Raw genomic sequence first — 17,378 nt, forward strand, 5'->3', positions numbered from 1 at the left:
AAAGAAGGCCACCGAAATTCTCAATCTATCAATTCATAGCATTATTATGCACAGGAAACGGAGGGTCTGACGGCAAACATTGCCGGGAACAGGGGTTAGCGGCTCAAGCCGCTTTGCGGTGGGATGGAGCCGTTTTCCGGCCCGAAGATTTTTTGCGGGACTGCCAAACAGCCTCGGGTTTTTGGGCCATTTCGGCTATCGTTTTTCCGCTGAGGACCGAACGCGGCAGGGCTTTGACCGGATCTTTTTTTCCGGAAGAAGACGCCTCTTTCATTTTGACCAGAAGCCAGGAGCGCCGGTCCGCTCCCACGCGCGTCAGCGCAAAAACGCCGTGCAGCTTCTGCCCGTTGAGCTTGAACCGGATGTGGCCGCGTTCGATTCCCTCTTCCAGCGTCAGAGGCCGGGACTTGTCGTGAGTCTGATTTTCATAAAAGCCCAGGTCCCAGACGATGACCGGCCCGGCCCCGTATTGGTTTTCCGGAATGATGCCTTCGAAGCGCGCGTACTCCAGCGGATGGTCCTCGGTCTGCATGGCCAGGCGTTTGACCAAGGGGTCCATCGACGGTCCTTTCGGAACCGCCCAGGATTTCAGGACGCCTTCGGCTTCGAGCCGGAAATCATAATGCAGCGCCGTGGCGTCGTGCTTTTGAATCACGTAAAGCGGCGGATGTTGGGACGATCCGGCCCGTTCCGCCTTGCCTTCGGGCTCCGGCGTGATCTTGAAGGATCTTTTTTTCCAGTAAGGGGCCAGACGCGAAACCATTTGCGGCTTTTTCCGGGTCCGGCCCGTCTTTTTCGCGCGACTCGCCATCATGCCGCCTTTTTCTTTTTATTCTTGCTCTCGTTCAAACTCGCTTCGAGCGCTGCGAGCAGGTCCACGACTTCAGGTTTTTCTTCCTCGGCTTCGGGCGACACGTGAATCTCCTGGCCCTTGGCCTTGGTTTCGATGAGCTTCTCGAGCTGCTCGCGGAAATCATCGTGCAATTTCTTCGGCTCGAACGGCTCCGAAAGTGATTCCACGAGCTCGGTTGCGGCCTTGATTTCACGTTCGTTCACCTTCACGGGCTGAAGCCCTTCCAGCTCCTTGGGCTTTTCGATCTCGTCCGCGAAATGCATGGTCTCGAGGCACAGGTAATCCTGATAGGGCCGGATCGCCGCGAGATATTCCTTTTTGCGCATGACGAGTTTCGCCAGGCCCACTCGCTGCGTGCGGCGCATGACTTCCAGCAGCAAGGAATAAGATTTTTTCGCGTTCTCTTCCGGCACGAGATAGTAAGGCTTCTCGAAATAAATAGGATCGATCTCCGTCAAGTTGATGAACTGGAAGAGCTCGATGTTGCGCGTGGCCTTGGGCGCGAGCTTTTCGATCTCCTCGTTCTTCACGACGATGTGCTGTCCCGGCGCCACCTCATAACCTTTGATCAGGTCCGAACGCGGCACTTCTTTTTCCTCGGCATTGCAGACGATTTTTTCGTGCACGCGCGAGCTGTCCTTGGCATGCAGCAGGTGGAAATGCACGTCCTTGATGTGCAGCGCGCTGTAAAGCTGGACGGGCACATTCACGAGGCCAAAACTGATGGAACCGCTCCACATGGACCGCGGCAGGCGGTTCTTTTTCCGGCCCTCGCTTTTTTCTTCGCTGCCATGCCCTTTCTTTTCGCTTCTGGGTTTTTTATGTTTCGTCTTCATGGATTCCTCCTTTTTCGAACGCAGCCCGCGGCAGTTTTTGTTTCATCGTCAGGACCGGCGCGAAAAGCTCGCCGTGTTTTTTAAGGCGTCCGGCAAGGTCCTGCGGGCCGAACGCATAAGCCGCCGGGTCCGCGCCTTTGCGCAGGGCTTCCACCTCCGCCCAGGTAATCGGCATGGAAACCGACGGCATCTCCGTCGCACGGAGCGAGTAGACGCACACGGTGGTCTTGTGATTGTCGTTCTGGCTCCAGTCGACGAACACCTTTCCCCTGCGCTTGTCCTTGCGCATCTGGGTCGACACAAGGCCGGGGTCCTCGCGCTCGAAACGCTCTCCGAGGCGGCGCGCAAAAGCCTTGGTTTGCGCAAACGTCACGGGCGTATTCAGCGGAACTAAAAAATGAAGCCCGCGTTTTCCGGAGGTCTTCACGAAAAAGCGAAGGCCGTGGCCGTCGAAAAATTCACCGAGCCGCCCCGCCACTTCCGCGCAGTCCCGGAACGAGGCTTCCGGCCCCGGGTCCAGGTCGTAGACCATCATCGTGGGCCTGTCCACGCTCCGGACCGTGCCGAGAAGCGTATGAAATTCCAGCGAAGCAAGATTGGCCACCCAGATCAGTCCGGCCAGCGAGTCGATCACGCAGTACGAGAGGGGCGCCTTGTCCTGCTTGCTTTTCACGCATTTGGTCTTGATCCACGACGGCCGGTGCTCGGGGCAGCGCTTTTCGTAGAAAAAGAATTTTTTCACGCCTTCCGGATAGCGCTTGAGCGTGAGCAGCCGGTCTCTCAAATGCGGGAGCAGGGCCGGAGCGGCCGTCGTGTAATACTGGATGACGTCGGATTTCGTGAATCCCGCGCCGGGATACATGAGCTTGCCGGGATTGGAGAGCTTGATTTTTTTCCCGCCGGCTTTGACTTCGACGGGCGCATTTTTGGTGATCATGCCGCTTTCTCCTCGGGCACCGTTTTTTCCAGCACTACTTCGCCGGGTTTCTTGTCCGTCCTCACGCCTTTGAAAACGCCCTGCCTCACGCGGCCGCCGTGCGTCCATCCGCGGAATTCCACTTCGATGACGAGCTTTGGCGTCACGAAGCGGGCGTCGCGGTCCGGCACCGGTTCCGAAAACGGGTTCTGCGCCGAGGCCCTGGCCTCCAGCCATTTTTTGAGCGCGGCCCTTTCATCGAGAGCGAAACCCGTGCCAATGTTTCCCGCATACCGCAGCCGCGCTTTTTCGCCGGACGAGTCGTAGTATCCCAAAAGCAGGGCGCCGACCGAATTTTTCAGCATGCCGCTGCCGGACGTCCATCCTCCCACGACGAATTCCTGCCGTCCGGTGATCTTGATCTTGCGCCATGCGCCCGAGCGGCCGCCGGATTCATAAAGGCTGTCCAGCCTCTTGGCCATGATCCCTTCCATCCCTCTCTCGAGAGCCTTGCGGAAAAGGTCTTCGCCGCTGTCCGACCAGGGCGGAATCATCCAGCACGGGCCTTTGCCCGGCAGCGCCTCCAGCAGCTTGCGGCGCTCCGTATAAAGGAGTCCTGTGGTCCTTCGCTCTCCCGCGTAAAGCAGGTCGAACGCCATGTAGACCAGCGAGGCCGCCTGAAGCCCATGCCGCTGCAGCAGGCTGAAATTCGAATTTCCCTTCGCGTCGAGCGCCACGATTTCGCCGTCCAGAATCAGCGGCCGGCGCCCGAGAACTTTTTTGATGCACGCAAGCGGAGCAAACCTTTCCATCACGCTGAGGTTGTTGCGGCTGCGGAAATCCAGCACGCTGCCGTCCCACCGCAGCAGGGCGCGGTAGCCGTCCCATTTGAATTCGTAGCCGTATCCGCCGTCTCTTTCCGGCATTTCCGAAAGCACGGCCAGCATGGGCGGAATAAACTGCGGCAAAGATTCGCCGCGCGCGCGTCTGGGAGAAGTTCGAAGAGTCGGCATGCTGTCCTTTCCGGGGAGAATGGTTCTATTTTAAAAGCCTTCCTGCCGGCTGGACAAGGCAAGAAAGCACCTTTATCGCGTCGGGCCGTGTCTTACCCGGGAAGAAGGATGACGCGGGCCTAGGCATGAGGAGTAAAAAACCGTCGGAATCCGGCGTCGGAACTTGGCAGTTCTGGTTTAAGGCATATTCCGAAAATAAGGCGGCGGGATTGCTTACTTTTTTTCTCGGGAACCCGGATTCTCCCGCAGCCCGCGCTGGGGTAGGCTGTGACCGTCTGAACTTTTCTTAAGCTTCTCGACGAAAGGAGAAATTTATGAAACTGTTTATCTTTTTGGTTCTCTTGGCGACCAGCTTTATTTCCTATGCCGCGGCCCAGTCGAGTGCGGACAACAGCTGTCCGTCGGGCCAGATGTTCGACAACGTGACCGCCGCCTGCGTTTCCATCAGCGGCAACGCGGGACTCAGCACGACGACGGGCAATCTCTCGCGGGAATTGAACAGCCCCGCGGTCGGGACTACGGGAACCGGACTCAATGCGGGCACCGGCCTCGGCACGACCGCCAACACGCACAATCTCTCGTCTTCCGTACAGGCGGACGCCGGCACCTCAGGATCCGCGACCCGAGTTCCTGCGAGCCGATCCACGTCTTCGGTCAGCGGCATCACCGGCCTTCCGGGAACCACCGGAGCGACCGGAGCCACGGGGCTTTCCACGGGCGCGACGCCCGGTATGACCGGCGGCACGACGTTCGGCGGGACAACGGACAGTTTTGGAAATTCCGGCGCGCCCACGGTGACCGGCGGAGGCACTTTGAATGCTTCCAGTTCGGCCGGCGGCAGCTCGGGCTCGCACTAAAATGAAAAGGGAAATTTTTATGATTCTCACCTTGCTTGTGATTTTGAGCGCCGTGATGACGGGCGGGCTTCATGCAGGAAGCGACACCTGCCCTTCGGCCATGGTCTTTAATGAATCCACGGGAGGCTGCCGTCCTGCGCCTGGAAATGCAGGGCTGGGGACTGCGAATACGGCGGTGACCGGCACGTCGACGGCCGACGGGCTCGGAGATGCCGGCGGTACCGCGGATATGCCCGAAGGCGGGAGCGGCAACGGTTCCCTTCATACGGCAACGGGTCCGGCCCTTACCGGCCAGGACATCAGCCAGGGCAATATCTAAAAATAGCGCGGAGGCGGTCATGAAGCATCTCTTCTTTTACGCTGCGGCAATAGCTTTGAGTCTTACCCTGGCGCAGGGAGCGGAAGCGGCCGCGCCCAAGCCCGCGGTTTGTCCCCCGGGACAGGCTTTGGAACCGGCCACGGCGCGCTGCGTGTCGGAAAAAGCGTTGGAGTTCAAACAAAGCGCGCGCCTGCGGCTTCACAAGGGCGGCGAAGGAGTGATCGAAGCCGACACCGGAACTTTTCAAACCGCTGCCGGCAACGACCTCAATACCGGCGAACGGTCCAGCGCGACGACTTCCGGCAGTTCCACGCTGGGCGGCGGCGCCGGGACTCACATGAATGACACGATCAGCACCTTCTGAGCGCGGCACGAGACGCCGCACTTCGGTCACGGTTAAAATCGAAGGCCGCACCCTCGAGCTTTCCAACTTGGACAAGCCCTTCTATCCCGCGGGCTTTACCAAAGGGGAAATGATCGACTATTACGTGAAAGCCGCGCCATATCTTCTGCCCCATGTGTCCCGCCGTCCGCTGACCCTGAAGCGATATCCCGAAGGCACGTCCGGCGATTTTTTTTACGAAAAAGAAGCGCCCTTCTACCGCCCCGACTGGGTCCCGACCGTCTCCATTAAAAGCCGCCACAAGCCGCGGCCCATCGAATACCTGTACATCGACGGTACGGCCGCGCTTGTGTGGGTCCTAAACCTGGCATCGATCGAACTTCATCCCTTTCTCTATACCGCGGACAGCCTGTACGTGCCGACTTGCGTGGCGTTCGATCTGGACCCGGGGGCCCCGGCCAACATCGTGGATTGCTGCGAGATCGGCCTGCGCATGAAAGGCCTTTTCGAGAAACTGGGTTTGAAATGTTTCCCCAAAGTCTCCGGCGGAAAAGGCCTGCACCTCTACGTTCCCCTCAACACGCGCGCGACTTTCGAGGAGACAAAAAATTTCGCGCGCTCGGTCGCGCTCACGCTGGAAAAGCATGATCCGGAAAGAGTCACGTCCGTCATGGCGAAGGCCGTACGCCCGGGGAAAATTTTCGTGGACTGGTCGCAGAACGACGAGCACAAAACCACATGCTGCGTTTATTCTCTGCGGGCAAGAGCCAAACCCTGGGCTTCCGCGCCCGTCACGTGGAAAGAAGTCGAAGCCTGCCTTGCGAAAAAAAATCCCGCGCTGCTGGATTTCGAAGCGGAAGACGTGATCGATCGCGCGGAGAGGTCCGGAGATTTGTTCGAGCCCGTGCTGGCGCTCCGGCAGGAGCTGCCCGGCGAGCACCGGGCCGCGGCCTGATTCCGTTCCTCATGCCGGTCAGCGGTTGACGGCGCTCATGTCGAGGTAGCGGGAACCCGCGGCAACACCATGCGGCGCGATATGGTCGAGCGTGTCCATCTCCTGCCCGGTCAGATGGACTTCGAGGGCCTGAAGGTTTTCTTCGAGCCGCGTGCGATTTTTCGTGCCGGGGATCGGGACCACGTGCCCGCCGCGCGCCATCACCCACGCGATGGCCAGCTGCGCCGGTGTGATCTTCTTTCCGCGCGCCAGGATTTCCACTTTCTTGACCAGCTGCAGGTTCTTTTCGAAGTTCTCGCCCTGGAAGCGCGGCGAACGGCGGCGGTAATCGTCTTCGGGCAGGTCTTCGGGCTTTTTGATCTGTCCTGTGAGAAAGCCCCTTCCGAGCGGACTGTACGCGACAAAGCCGATGCCGAGCTCCTCGCACACCGGCAGGATCTCGCTTTCCGGCTCCCGGCTCCACAGCGAATATTCGGTCTGAAGCGCCGTGATGGGATGCACCGCATGCGCGCGGCGAAGGGTTTCGGGTGCGGCCTCGGACAATCCCAGGTAACGAACTTTGCCGGCTTTGACCAGATCCGCCATGGCTCCCACCGTTTCCTCGACCGGCACCTGCGGATCGACCCGGTGCTGGTAATAAAGATCGATGACATCGGTGCCCAGCCGCTGCAGCGAGGCGTCGCAGCATTTGCGCACGTATTCGGGCCGCCCGCAGACGCCCTTGAAAGTCCCGTCCGGATCGCGCAGCACGCCGAACTTCGTGGCGATCACCGCCTTTTTGCGCTGCCCGCGCAGCGCTTTTCCCACGAGAATCTCGTTCTTATGCGGCCCGTAGATGTCCGCGGTATCGAAAAAATCGAGGCCTCGCTCGAGCGCCAGATGAATCGTGGAAATCGATTCCTGTTCATCGCCGGCGCCCGAATAAAAGTCGGACATACCCATGCAGCCCAGGCCCAGGCGCGATACTTTGAGGCCCTGTTTTCCGAGATCGACCCGCTCCATAAAATCCTCGCATGATTTAAGATTAGAATGCAGGAAAGGCGAACGCTGTTCTTCCCGCGATTTTGCCTTTTTTTGACGTTAAGTTCAAGCGCGGCTTTCGGCCGGAAGAAGAGAAGGGCCGCGCGGAGTTACGCGGCGGTGCGCCGCTTGTCTTTGTAAAAGGCGTCCTGCCTTTTCGCGAAAGGCGCAAACGCGGAACGGAAGAAATCTCCGGCCGTCCGCCCTTGTTCCAGCACCGTGATCAGCGCCGGGACGAAAAACATCGACGTCAGGAAGCACGCCGTGAATCCCAGCACGCCGAGCTTGCCCATGGAGGCCATGCCCTGGTGCTGCGCGATCAGCAGGCTGGCCAGCGCGGCAATGGCCGTGAGCGACGAAAGAAAAACGCCTTTTCCCGTGTGCATCAGCGCCTCCAGGAAACTCTTGTCCCCTTTTTCCTTGTAGGAATAAAAGATGTAAACGCCGTTGTCGATGCCCGCGCCGAGCAGGCTGGGCAAAATGACCACGTTCAGATAATTGAATTTAAATTTGAGCAGGACCATCATGCCGGCCGTCCAGAGAAAGGCCAGGGCTACGGGCAGCAGCACCCAGATCAAATCCGAAACCCGCCGGAACTGGACGAAAATGACGAGCGCGACCAGAAGCAGGCTGAGCCCCATGGCGCGCGGCATGTCGCGCTCGAGGAGTGTCAGGATTTCCGCGTAGATCACGGCCTCGCCCGCGAGCGTGACGCCGGGCGGGACCGGAAGCTGCCTCATCTCGGCGATGAACCGCTTCGCCACCTGGCCGTCCAGGATTTCCTTGCGCGGATAAACAAAGACCACCGAGATTTGCCCGTCCTTGTCTTCGTATTGCCGCCGGATGCCTTCGGGAACCTCGTCTAGGCCGAAAGGCCCGGGATGGAGCTGCTCTTTCAGCATGTCGACCTGCTGCCTGACCTGGGGATCCTGTTTGGCGATGAGAGGCGCGTACTTTTGCAGCATGGAGTCGATGCCGCCGAGCAGCAGGATTTTTTCCACCTGATGCCGCGGCACGTGCGACATGACCGAAGCCGCGAAATGGAACGTGGTGTCTGGATGCGTCTTGATATAGTCGTTGATCTGCCCGGCAAGCTCGACCGCCATGGCACGGTCCGGGGTGATGAAGGCCGCGGGCGAAAGTTCCACGCCCATGTTCTTGTAAATACGCCGCGACAGACGGTTCGCCTCGTCGCGCGCCTGGAGGTTTTCGAAATTATAATCAAAAGCCTGGTGGCGGAATTGCGCCGCCGAATAAACCGTAAAGGCAATTCCCGCCGCGAGGATCGCTCCGATCAGCCCCCCGGGCACGCGCAGCTTGTGCTCGGCCGGCCTTCCGTGGCGGAGCGGCGGCAATTTTTGTTCGCCGAGCATCGTGAGGGCCGGCACGCCGTAAAAAACCGCCAGGAAAGCGAGGATGATGCCGGCCCCGCAAATGATGCCGAATTGACGGAAGCCTTCGAACGGGCTGATCGCCAAAGTAAAAAAAGCGCTCGCCGTCGTCATGCAGCTCGTGAAAATCGGCTTACCGACTTCCGCGTAGGTCTCTTCCACGGCTTGCCGCAGGCTTCCCGTCTTGCGGTAATAAAAATCAAGGTTGATCCTGAGATGGATCGCGTAATCGACGCCCATGCCCAAAAGGATCCCGACCAGGAATCCCGAGATGAGATTAAGGTAGCCGACGCACAGCTTCGCAAAAGCGCAGGTCCACAGCATGCCGATCCCAAGCGGAATTGAGATGTAAAAAATCGACCTGACGTTGCGGAATCCGGCAATCATGATCAGCATGATCAGCGCCGCGGACAAAAGGCTCGTCCTCTGCAGGTCCTTCTTGATGGTTTGATATTCCTGGTACCGGACCAGATAGGGGCCGCTGAGCGTCAGCGTCACCGGCGCTTCGTCTTCGCCGCGCACTTCTTCGAAGGCCGCGCGGACCCTCGCGAATAATTTTTCCGAGCGCTCGAAGTCGCTCAGAGGATGCAAAGGTTTTATCAGCACGACCTGCATGGCCTCGCCGCCCCGCTTTCCGGAATAGCCCGCGATCTTCGAGACTTCCTCCTCGAGCGGATAAGAATGGAAATCCAGGGAGGGCGGCTCTTCCTGCAATAAATCGACGAAAAGCGGGTTGCTCTTGCGGCGGTAATAACCGGCGAGGTCCTTCAGATCTTTGTTTAGCTTTTGAAGGCCTTCGAGGGAAAGAAAGAGAAGCTTGCGGCTCTGGAATTCCGGGGCAACGGCGCGGTTATCGATATAGCCGACACCTTCCAGCGAGGCTGCGCGCTCGGCGAAGCGTCCGGCCGCGGCGCGGGCGGCCTCTTCGGAGGGCGATTCGATGACCGCAATCAGATAACTGGAACCTCCGACGCGGGCGCTCAGCGCCTTGAGGTCCATGATGCTCTTCGTGTTCGCGGGCAGAAGGTCCATGAAATTGGCGTGAAGCCCCAGCCCCGAGGCCAGCGGCCAGGCCGCCGCGCTGAGAAGCGCCAGCGCGAGGACGATGCCCGCGGCGTGCCGGGACACAAACTGTCCCTGGCGGCGCGCGAATCCCAAGCCCGAAGAATAAGATTTTTTTTCGTCCACGATGTTCTCCGTCTGCTCACCAATATAAAAGGGCGGCGGCGGAAGCACCATGGGGCCTTCCCCCGTTAATTGTAGGGTTTAATCTCGCTGCGGCACCGGAAAAAAAAGCAGGACTTGCGGGAAAATTCCGGAGGGTTTGTCGGGATTTGCGGAGGATCTTAAGTCGCGTGCTCGAATTCAACGCCGAGGGAAATCAGCTTCAGGATGCGCTGTTCCATATCTTCTTCGATTTTTTTGTGCTGGGTAATGTCCTGAATCACCGCCACGGCGCCGACGATCTTCTCGTCGAGACGGCGCAAGGGCGAAACCGAGGTAAGAATGGTCTTCGCGCTGCCGTCGAAGCACTGAATGAGAAGGATTTGGTTGTGCGTGGCCGCGCCTTTCGTGAGTGCCTGATCAAACGCCTGCTTGATGACCTGGCCGCCGCTTTCCCACCACTTGAGAAAGTCGCCGTAAGCGTCCTTCTCCAGGACCTCCGTGGATTTCCATATTTTCGAAACGGCTTCGTTTGTCTGGAGAACCCGTCCATCCACGTCCGCGATGATGACGCCCATGGGCAGGCTTTCGAGAACCGCGGCAAGCTTCCGCCCGGCCTTGAGCAGTTCTTCCGATTCCCGGATCCTCATTTCCCTTTCTTTCAGAAGCGCGTGCTTCTGCCGGAAAGAGGCATAGACAGCGATTTTCATTTTCAGAATGTCGGGGTCGAACGGCTTGGTAAAAAAATCGAGGGCACCGGCTTCGTATCCTTTTTTGACGTGCGGATTCTCGGTATAGATCGCGGTGATGAAAATAATGGGAGTGTTCCGGCACCGCTCGATGAGCTTGATGCGCCGCGCCGTTTCATAGCCGTCGAGAACGGGCATCTGGATGTCGAGCAGGATGACATCAACCTCCGTGGTGCTGAGCAGCTCGAGGGCCTGGCGTCCGGAATTGGCAAACACAAGGTCGTAATCCGAGGCCAGCACCGCTTCGAGGGCGATAAGATTTTCAGGCTTGTCGTCCACGAGCAGCAGGCGGCTGCGGGAGGAAGTTTTGGCGTCAGGCGATGAACCCTTGGAATGGTCGCTCATGATTTGATTATAGTACAGGCAGCAAGGCGATTCTGCTCTTATTTGCACGCCGGAGCAAATTTGGGAATTACCCTACTTCCGCTATAACGATCCGCCTCTTTTTTCTTTCATCCAAAAACTCTTTTTAAACGCGAAGCCGCCCCGAGGGTTAATTGCTCAAAAGCCCGATGCCTGAGTTCTTGGGAATCCTTTATCCTGCCGCACATTACCAACAAGGAGGATTATCATGAAAAAGGCAGCATTTTTGATTGCGGTGATGGGGATGGTGTTTTCGATGAATGCTTTTGCTGCGGACAATAGCCAGAATTGTCCTTCCGGCCAGAAGTGGGATAAGAAGACCAGCGCTTGCGCTCCCACGAGCGGCCAGTCCGGAAGCATGTCCACGGGTGCCAGCCAGAGCAACACGGGCGGCACGACGGGCGGCACGGCGTCTTCCGGCGCCATGTAATTCCATAGATTCATGAAAGCCGTTCCCTGCCTTCGGGCAGGGCGGCCTTTCATGGATCAGACGCGGCTGAGCCTTCCCGGCGCGCTTTGGATTTAAAGGGAATCAGGCGCCCCGGGAAACGGGCAGCGCCTCGCCGGCAGAAATGCGCGGCTTCAGGGAGACCATGAACACGTCATCCTTGAAGGCGTTCCGGCTGTAGTCGGAAAGTTCCCGCATGAGCTCGCGGTGAAGGGCAGAAAGATCCAGGTCGAGGCTGCGGATCAGGAATTCTTTGAGCCGCTGTTTGCCGTAAATCTCGCCGGCCGCGTCGCGCGTTTCAAGCACGCCGTCGGTAAAAAGGAAAAGAAGGTCCCCTTCTTCGTAGGGAATTTCCGTCTCGTGCATCCTTTCCTGGCCGTCATGGATGCCCAGCCACGTGGCATGCGGCGAAAGGTCCACGATCTGGCGCTGGCGCACGCGGTAGAGAAGCTGGGGCGGATGCCCATGGTTCGAATAAAGGATTTTTTTCTCGTCATACAGCACCGTGCCGCAAAAAGCGGTAAGGTACATGTTCACTTCCTTGAAATCCGAGAGGATGAAATCATTCATCTTCTTCAGGATCATGCCCGGCCCTCCGTGCTCCCGCGCCAGTGTTTCGAATTCCACATGCAGGCGATTGACCATGAGCGCCGCGGGCACGCCGTGCCCGGTCACGTCCCCGATCAGAAACGTGAGCCTGCGCCCGTCGGATTGGTGAAACTGCGCATAGTCCCCGCCGATCAGGCTGGCCGGACGGTAGGAAACGAACACGTCCATTTTCTCGCTCGTAAAAGACCGGGGCTGCAGCGTGTTGTGGACGCGAGCCGCCAGCTCGAGCTCCCTTTCCATCTGACCCTTTCGGCTCTCCACGTCCTTGAACAGCAGGAAATTGGTTTCATCGAGCCGGTTGTCGTTGTGCCGGATGATGAGGCACAGGATCGCCGTAATCGAAATGAACGCGAGTCCATTGACCAGAGGGTGCGTGCCGAAAATCGTGGCGGGAAGATGGATCAGGCTGAAATCCCGGCTGATGTAGTACATCATCCACGCGAAAAAATGAAGCGCGATGATGAAGACGCTGTCGCCGAACGTCCATGGCATGAGAAGGACAATGGCAATCATGGAAATCATGACGCCGGCATAGGCGTATGAGCCGGGATCATTCGGCGGGCCTTCGACGATTGCAAAGAGGATCACGCAGGTCACGAAAAGGCCCATCAAACGGAGCGACGTGAGACGCGTGGTGCGCGGCGCGCTCCTGAAAACCAGCCCGCAGGTCGCAACAATGTAAGCGGCAAGGGCCAGACGCTTCCCGACTGAATCTTCCCTATTCACGTAAAGCGACAACGCCACGGCCGCGGAGAAAAGCGAGGCCACGGAAACGCACAGGACACGCAGGCAGGACCGCATGCACGCGGCGCGGCGGAGTTCGAATTCCTTCTTATAGTCTTCCGGAATTTTGGAGATCCAAGGGAGCATTTAGGGTTCTCGAATGATACGGCCTTTGTATCCGTTTGTAAACCTATGTATCGGGCAGGAAAGACTGAGTTCGAAATGAGGTCTTCGCCTGTTTTTTCTGACCCACATTTTTTGTGCGGGATGCACAAGTCCTATCCGGCGCGAAACCAAATCCGAATAGGCCCTTCAAGAATATTTTTACTTAAATAAATATAGCCCTTGTGATAAAGTTGCTCCCATGTGCTTCGGACCCACGGCAAGTTTTACGAGCGGCGCTCTTTTGACTGCAGCCGGCACCGCCACCCTCAAAACCACCCGATCCAAAAAAGAACTGCTTTTTGCGGCGTTCCCTCTTGCTTTCGCGGTTCAGCAAATCATTGAAGGCTTGCTATGGCTGGGCGTAAACGATGGGCCTCTCGAACAATGGAGAAAGCCTTTGGCAGCCTTGTTTCTTTTCTTTGCCTATTTGGTCTGGCCCCTTATTTCCCCTCTGGGCATTTACCTTTTGGAAACTCAAAAGAAAAACCAACGGATACTGTCCGTTTTTATTCCAATAGGAATCGCAACCGCGTGTTATATGCTTTGGTTTATTTTCCACTATGACCACCATGTTACCGTGGTGCACCACAGCATTCAATATCACATCCACAAATTCGCTAATTTTGTGGGCTTTCTTTATCTAGGCGCGACCTATGCGCCTTATCTTTTTTCCAGTTATAAAGGCGTGCGCACCTTGGGAGTGCTGAACATTATTTTTGCCGCGATTTCGCGTTACATGTATTGGGTGACCTTTGATTCGGTGTGGTGTTTCTTTGCCGCCCTACTGAGCATCGGCATTTATTTTTTTCTCCGTTGGCTGCACCGCCCCGCTGAAGCCGTGGCAGGATAGACGGCTTTTCTTCAAGAGCAGAGTTGACTCCAAACAAAATGGTGGGCAAGAAAAAAAACCCGGAGGGCGAATGCCCTCCGGGTTTCTATATGGTCGGGGCGAGAGTTTTGGCGCCGTCCGCTTCGCTCCCGGTCGCCGCCCGTCCCTAGAAACATGACATTAAGTCATGTTTCTATTCAGGGACTCCCTTCAAATCCTCTCGCCTGAAAGATAAATGGCCGGGCCAATTGTGGCCCGGCCATTGCAATCGTCGGGGCGAGAGGATTTGAACCTCCGACCGCACGCACCCCAAGCGTGTGCGCTAGCCAGGCTGCGCTACGCCCCGATAAGAGGAGTTCAACGGCTTTGAAGGGTTAAGAAGTTTAGCAAATTCCGGCAGAAATGTCACCCCCCGCAATAAGGCCGCTGCCCGGCCGGAAAGCGGGTGACATTTAAACGCTTGTCGAGGCGCTTTGCTGAAGGACCCTGACGTCGGTCATGGGGAACGGGATGGTAATGCCGTTCTTGTCGAACGCCAGCTTCATGTTTTCCGTCAGGGCAAAATAAACGTCCCAATAATCGGCGGCCTTCGCCCAAACACGCACCGCGAAATTGACGCTGTACGCGGCAAGCTCTTTGACGGCAATCAGAGGCGCCGGATTTCGAAGCACGCGCGAGTCGGCCAGGAGGACCTGTTCGATCACGTCGCGGACTTTCTTGAGATCGTCCGAATATCCCACTCCGAAAACAAGATCCACGCGGCGGAGCGGGTTGCAGGAATAATTTTTGATCGTATTCCCCATAATTTGGGAATTCGGGATGATGATGCGCACGTTGTCCGCGGTATTCAGGACCGTGTCGAAAATCTGGACTTCCTCGACTGTGCCTGTGATGCCCGCGGCTTCGATGGCATGGCCCACCTTGTAGGGTTTGAAAAGCACGATGAGCACGCCGGCCGCAAAATTGGAAAGCGATCCCTGGAGCGCAAGGCCAACCGCCAGGCCCGCGGCGCCGAGTACGGCAATGAAAGAAGCCGTTTCAATGCCCATCCGGGCCAGCGCGGCAAGAGCCACAAAGGTAAGCCCGGCAATGTAAGAGAGATTTTTGGCGAACCGGGCAACCGTGGCATCGACCTTGGCGGCGTTCAGCGCCTTTTCGAGCAGATGCGCGGCCAGCCCGACCGCCCATTTCCCGACTAAGAAAATCGCGGCGGCAGCCAGGATATTGACCCCGTAGAGGGCCAGGTATTCTCCAAGTTTTTGAGCGGTTTCTTGCATGAGTATCTCCTTTTACAGTATCGAATGCGGCCCGTATTTTAATGGCAAATCCCGGTCCGGGCAATGGAAATCCCTTACAGGACGGCCTTTCGCGAAGGAAGGCCTATCTCCGCGTGACCCAAGGACCTGGGACACGATTTGCGGCCGGAACGCCGTAAAAATCTCTCAGACCTTTCTTCCGATAAAAGTCAGGTCCGGTTTGACGGCGCGGCAGAAAATCCAATTGGCCGGATAGTACTTGAACATGGAGCAGGTTTTTTCCGCCCGGATTTTTTCGAAGCTCTTGCCGGCAAGGGCTTCGAATTCCCGGAGCGTCCATTCCTGGAGGTGGGTCAGATCATAATGGAAATCGTGCAGGAAAAAATCCCGGTCGCAGGTCGTCAAGGCAATCGTCCCTCCGGGCTTGAGGATGCGCCGGCATTCCTGCAGGAAAAAGCCCCATGCGGGAAGATGCTCGATCACGCTGACCGAAACGACCTTGTCGACGGCGCCGTCCGGGATGGGCAGGGTCTTTTGGAAGTCGGCCTGGACAAACTCGAGGCCCGGATATTTTTCCCGCGCCGCGTCCACGCTCAAATCGTAGCCGGTCACGTTCTTGGTCAGCCCGGAGATCGCGCGCGTATAATCGCCCACGCCGCAGCCGAGATCGGCAACGCGCTCGCCTTCGCGGATTTTCAGGTGATCGAAAATAAATTTGATCTGGGGATCGGTCTTGACGTCCCGCTTATAGCGGTCGGGGTAGAGGTCTTCATGGTAAGAATCGTAGGAGGGCAGCTGGGCCTCGGCCCGGAAGCGGCATTTGCTGCATTGTCCCGTTTTTTCCTGCCCCGGGCCGGGGTCCGACAAAAAGAAAAAAGGGCGTTTGCAGTTGGGACAACGCATCGAAACTCCTTGAAGCGAAACCTGAAACCTTCCGGAACCTGAAAGGGCGGACCGGCTTTTAACCGGTCCGCCCTTCGGGTCTGTAATACGATTACTTCACAGCGTTTTTCAGCGAAGATCCCGCGGAAAAAGCAGGAACTTTGCGGGCCTTGATCTTGATCGTTTCCCCGGTCTTCGGGTTGCGTCCCGTACGAGCCTTGCGGTTACGAACGAGGAAGCTTCCAAAACCGATCAGAGAAACTTTCTGACCCTTTTTCAGGGAACCCTTAATCGCGTCGAAAGTAGCATCGACCGTTTTCCAGGCCTGGGCCTTGGAAAGGCTGCTCTTCTTCGCGACTTCAGCTACGAGTTGTTGCTTGTTCATGTTGTCACCCCCTCCCGTTACTTTATTTGCACCAAATAAGAGGCCGGATGGTACTCAACCTCTTACCTACCGGAGACGCTCACGCGCCATTAACGATACTGTTTCAATTCTTCCCGCGCATCGCGGTTCAAAAGATCGGACACAGCCTTCTTCGGCTCCTTGTCTTCGAAAACGAGGTTATAGACTTCGCCCATCAAAGGCAGGTCGAGATCCAATTCCCTGGAAAGCTGGTGCACGCTCTGCGCCGTGTCCACGCCTTCGGCCACCATTTCCATCCCCTTCAGGATGTCGGCGATTTTCTTGCCCGCTCCAAGCTCGCGCCCCACGCGGAGATTGCGGCCATGCGGCGAAAAACAGGTCGTGACCAGGTCGCCGACGCCGGAAAGGCCGTAGAAGGTATTGGGATTCGCGCCCAGGCGGATGCCCAGACGCATCATTTCCAGGATGCCGCGCGAAATCAGGCCGGCTTTGGAGTTGTCGCCGAACTTCAGCCCGTCGCATACGCCGGCGGCAATGGCGATCACGTTCTTAAGCGCGCCGCCGAGTTCGACGCCGATGATGTCGGTCTGGGAATAAATGCGGAAAAACGTGTCCATGAACGCGTCCTGGACTTTTTCCGCATTCTTGGCGTTGTCGCTGGCGGCCACGACGAGCGTCGGCATGTGGCGGGCCACTTCCTCGGCGTGCGAAGGGCCGGAAATTACGACAAGCTGGGTCTGATTGCCCAGAATAGAATAGATGATCTGCGACGGGCGAAGGCAGGTCTTCTTTTCCAACCCCTTAGCTACGGAAACGAAGACTTTCCCCTTATAATCGTGCTCGCGCACCTTGTGCAGCACGACGCGAAGGAACTGCGTGGGAATGGCAAGAACGACGATCTCGCCGAAAGACAGGGCTTCCTTGAGGTCGGAGGTGATTTTGATGCTCTCGGGGAGTTTGACCCCCGGCAGGAACTTCACGTTTTCACGCTTCTGGCGGAGAACTTCCGCGTAATCTGGAAACGCGGACCACAGAAGGACGTCGTTGTGCTTGCGCGCACCGACTACGGCAAGCGCCGTCCCCCACCCTCCGTCACCCAGCACCGTGATTTTGAATTTTCCCTTCATCAAAAAAAATCCAAATCAAGTTAAACGGGTTGACTTCCCCGCGGTGCGCGGGACGCACCGCGTTGCGGCCCTTGTGTCGCAAGGCCGGCAAACGTATCGCGTAATTTAGCACGGAAATTACCGATGTCAAAACAATTTCTAAGAAAATTTCTCGCGAACGCAAAATGTTTTTGGGAATTCTTATAAAATTTCTTGC

The 17,378-nt window shown here is 57.5% G+C and carries 18 protein-coding genes and 1 tRNA gene; 6 read left to right on the forward strand and 13 right to left on the reverse strand.

All coding sequences use genetic code 11. The features are described from left to right. Positions 1 to 103 precede the first annotated feature (103 nt). From VL688_01050 to ligD (VL688_01065), 4 genes are read right to left on the reverse strand one after another with little or no spacing between them, the layout of a single operon-like run. On the reverse strand, positions 104 to 814 hold the full coding sequence (locus VL688_01050; GenBank protein ID HTL46627.1) for a DNA polymerase ligase N-terminal domain-containing protein: 711 nt from the start codon (positions 812 to 814) through the stop codon (positions 104 to 106). Beyond that, positions 811 to 1,689 (reverse strand): Ku protein, encoded by an 879-nt coding sequence (locus VL688_01055; protein ID HTL46628.1) that lies wholly within the window; start codon positions 1,687 to 1,689, stop codon positions 811 to 813. The genes VL688_01050 and VL688_01055 overlap by 4 nt, the downstream gene beginning before the upstream one ends. Next, positions 1,673 to 2,626 (reverse strand): non-homologous end-joining DNA ligase, encoded by a 954-nt coding sequence (gene ligD / locus VL688_01060; GenBank protein HTL46629.1) that lies wholly within the window; start codon positions 2,624 to 2,626, stop codon positions 1,673 to 1,675. Before ligD (VL688_01060) ends, VL688_01055 begins: the two co-directional genes overlap by 17 nt. After that, the gene (gene ligD / locus VL688_01065; protein ID HTL46630.1) at positions 2,623 to 3,618 is read right to left on the reverse strand and encodes a non-homologous end-joining DNA ligase; all 996 of its coding nucleotides are present in this window, start codon (positions 3,616 to 3,618) and stop codon (positions 2,623 to 2,625) included. The genes ligD (VL688_01060) and ligD (VL688_01065) overlap by 4 nt, the downstream gene beginning before the upstream one ends. Positions 3,619 to 3,932: 314 nt before the next feature. Between ligD (VL688_01065) and VL688_01070 the strand changes: the two genes are divergently transcribed. Genes VL688_01070 through ligD (VL688_01085) form a run of 4 tightly spaced genes read left to right on the forward strand, consistent with a single transcriptional unit; the run spans position 3,933 to position 6,092 of the window. Then, on the forward strand, positions 3,933 to 4,475 hold the full coding sequence (locus VL688_01070) for a hypothetical protein (protein ID HTL46631.1): 543 nt from the start codon (positions 3,933 to 3,935) through the stop codon (positions 4,473 to 4,475). A gap of 19 nt (positions 4,476 to 4,494) precedes the next feature. Then, a complete protein-coding gene (locus VL688_01075; protein HTL46632.1) occupies positions 4,495 to 4,794 on the forward strand; it encodes a hypothetical protein in 300 nt (99 codons plus the stop codon). 19 nt (positions 4,795 to 4,813) lie between these two features. Next, entirely contained in the window at positions 4,814 to 5,158 is a 345-nt protein-coding gene (locus tag VL688_01080; protein ID HTL46633.1) for a hypothetical protein, read from the forward strand. Next, positions 5,136 to 6,092 carry a non-homologous end-joining DNA ligase gene (gene ligD / locus VL688_01085; protein ID HTL46634.1) on the forward strand — a complete coding sequence of 319 codons (957 nt, stop codon included), beginning with the start codon at positions 5,136 to 5,138 and terminating at the stop codon, positions 6,090 to 6,092. Before VL688_01080 ends, ligD (VL688_01085) begins: the two co-directional genes overlap by 23 nt. A gap of 18 nt (positions 6,093 to 6,110) precedes the next feature. Here the strand turns inward: ligD (VL688_01085) and VL688_01090 are convergent, their stop codons facing one another. From VL688_01090 to VL688_01100, 3 genes are all read right to left on the reverse strand, one after another. Further along, positions 6,111 to 7,094 (reverse strand): aldo/keto reductase, encoded by a 984-nt coding sequence (locus VL688_01090; protein HTL46635.1) that lies wholly within the window; start codon positions 7,092 to 7,094, stop codon positions 6,111 to 6,113. A 128-nt stretch (positions 7,095 to 7,222) separates the two neighbouring features. Further along, on the reverse strand, positions 7,223 to 9,691 hold the full coding sequence (locus VL688_01095; protein ID HTL46636.1) for an MMPL family transporter: 2,469 nt from the start codon (positions 9,689 to 9,691) through the stop codon (positions 7,223 to 7,225). 158 nt (positions 9,692 to 9,849) lie between these two features. Continuing rightward, positions 9,850 to 10,761: a response regulator gene (locus VL688_01100; protein HTL46637.1), complete on the reverse strand. Its 912-nt coding sequence runs from the start codon at positions 10,759 to 10,761 to the stop codon at positions 9,850 to 9,852. Between the two features lie 226 nt (positions 10,762 to 10,987). On the opposite strand from VL688_01100, the gene VL688_01105 reads away from it, so the two are divergent. Beyond that, positions 10,988 to 11,209 (forward strand): hypothetical protein, encoded by a 222-nt coding sequence (locus tag VL688_01105; GenBank protein ID HTL46638.1) that lies wholly within the window; start codon positions 10,988 to 10,990, stop codon positions 11,207 to 11,209. Between the two features lie 102 nt (positions 11,210 to 11,311). On the opposite strand, the gene VL688_01110 is transcribed toward VL688_01105, so the two are convergent. Then, positions 11,312 to 12,706 (reverse strand): PP2C family protein-serine/threonine phosphatase, encoded by a 1,395-nt coding sequence (locus VL688_01110; protein ID HTL46639.1) that lies wholly within the window; start codon positions 12,704 to 12,706, stop codon positions 11,312 to 11,314. Between the two features lie 217 nt (positions 12,707 to 12,923). On the opposite strand from VL688_01110, the gene VL688_01115 reads away from it, so the two are divergent. Further along, positions 12,924 to 13,574: a DUF6629 family protein gene (locus VL688_01115; GenBank protein HTL46640.1), complete on the forward strand. Its 651-nt coding sequence runs from the start codon at positions 12,924 to 12,926 to the stop codon at positions 13,572 to 13,574. A gap of 250 nt (positions 13,575 to 13,824) precedes the next feature. Here VL688_01115 and VL688_01120 read toward each other — a convergent pair. From VL688_01120 to VL688_01140, 5 genes are all read right to left on the reverse strand, one after another. Further along, positions 13,825 to 13,899: transfer RNA gene (locus tag VL688_01120), tRNA-Pro, on the reverse strand. 106 nt (positions 13,900 to 14,005) lie between these two features. Beyond that, positions 14,006 to 14,830 (reverse strand): mechanosensitive ion channel domain-containing protein, encoded by an 825-nt coding sequence (locus tag VL688_01125; GenBank protein ID HTL46641.1) that lies wholly within the window; start codon positions 14,828 to 14,830, stop codon positions 14,006 to 14,008. Positions 14,831 to 14,995: 165 nt separating this feature from the next. Further along, positions 14,996 to 15,712 (reverse strand): class I SAM-dependent methyltransferase, encoded by a 717-nt coding sequence (locus VL688_01130; protein ID HTL46642.1) that lies wholly within the window; start codon positions 15,710 to 15,712, stop codon positions 14,996 to 14,998. A 91-nt stretch (positions 15,713 to 15,803) separates the two neighbouring features. Next, positions 15,804 to 16,076: an HU family DNA-binding protein gene (locus VL688_01135; protein ID HTL46643.1), complete on the reverse strand. Its 273-nt coding sequence runs from the start codon at positions 16,074 to 16,076 to the stop codon at positions 15,804 to 15,806. A gap of 89 nt (positions 16,077 to 16,165) precedes the next feature. Further along, positions 16,166 to 17,182 (reverse strand): NAD(P)H-dependent glycerol-3-phosphate dehydrogenase, encoded by a 1,017-nt coding sequence (locus tag VL688_01140; GenBank protein ID HTL46644.1) that lies wholly within the window; start codon positions 17,180 to 17,182, stop codon positions 16,166 to 16,168. Positions 17,183 to 17,378: the final 196 nt, after the last annotated feature.

It is taken from the genome of Verrucomicrobiia bacterium (assembly GCA_035495615.1).
Lineage (GTDB): Bacteria > Omnitrophota > Omnitrophia > Omnitrophales > Aquincolibacteriaceae > DATJFP01.

Excerpts from the sequence above, each read along its gene's own strand:
- VL688_01050 (HTL46627.1), bottom strand. The coding sequence starts at position 814 with ATGATGGCGAGTCGCGCGAAAAAGACGGGCCGGACCCGGAAAAAGCCG.
- VL688_01055 (HTL46628.1), bottom strand. The coding sequence starts at position 1,689 with ATGAAGACGAAACATAAAAAACCCAGAAGCGAAAAGAAAGGGCATGGC.
- ligD (HTL46629.1), bottom strand. The coding sequence starts at position 2,626 with ATGATCACCAAAAATGCGCCCGTCGAAGTCAAAGCCGGCGGGAAAAAA.
- ligD (HTL46630.1), bottom strand. The coding sequence starts at position 3,618 with ATGCCGACTCTTCGAACTTCTCCCAGACGCGCGCGCGGCGAATCTTTG.
- VL688_01070 (HTL46631.1), top strand. The coding sequence starts at position 3,933 with ATGAAACTGTTTATCTTTTTGGTTCTCTTGGCGACCAGCTTTATTTCC.
- VL688_01075 (HTL46632.1), top strand. The coding sequence starts at position 4,495 with ATGATTCTCACCTTGCTTGTGATTTTGAGCGCCGTGATGACGGGCGGG.
- VL688_01080 (HTL46633.1), top strand. The coding sequence starts at position 4,814 with ATGAAGCATCTCTTCTTTTACGCTGCGGCAATAGCTTTGAGTCTTACC.
- ligD (HTL46634.1), top strand. The coding sequence starts at position 5,136 with ATGACACGATCAGCACCTTCTGAGCGCGGCACGAGACGCCGCACTTCG.
- VL688_01090 (HTL46635.1), bottom strand. The coding sequence starts at position 7,094 with ATGGAGCGGGTCGATCTCGGAAAACAGGGCCTCAAAGTATCGCGCCTG.
- VL688_01100 (HTL46637.1), bottom strand. The coding sequence starts at position 10,761 with ATGAGCGACCATTCCAAGGGTTCATCGCCTGACGCCAAAACTTCCTCC.
- VL688_01105 (HTL46638.1), top strand. The coding sequence starts at position 10,988 with ATGAAAAAGGCAGCATTTTTGATTGCGGTGATGGGGATGGTGTTTTCG.
- VL688_01110 (HTL46639.1), bottom strand. The coding sequence starts at position 12,706 with ATGCTCCCTTGGATCTCCAAAATTCCGGAAGACTATAAGAAGGAATTC.
- VL688_01115 (HTL46640.1), top strand. The coding sequence starts at position 12,924 with ATGTGCTTCGGACCCACGGCAAGTTTTACGAGCGGCGCTCTTTTGACT.
- VL688_01125 (HTL46641.1), bottom strand. The coding sequence starts at position 14,830 with ATGCAAGAAACCGCTCAAAAACTTGGAGAATACCTGGCCCTCTACGGG.
- VL688_01130 (HTL46642.1), bottom strand. The coding sequence starts at position 15,712 with ATGCGTTGTCCCAACTGCAAACGCCCTTTTTTCTTTTTGTCGGACCCC.
- VL688_01135 (HTL46643.1), bottom strand. The coding sequence starts at position 16,076 with ATGAACAAGCAACAACTCGTAGCTGAAGTCGCGAAGAAGAGCAGCCTT.
- VL688_01140 (HTL46644.1), bottom strand. The coding sequence starts at position 17,182 with ATGAAGGGAAAATTCAAAATCACGGTGCTGGGTGACGGAGGGTGGGGG.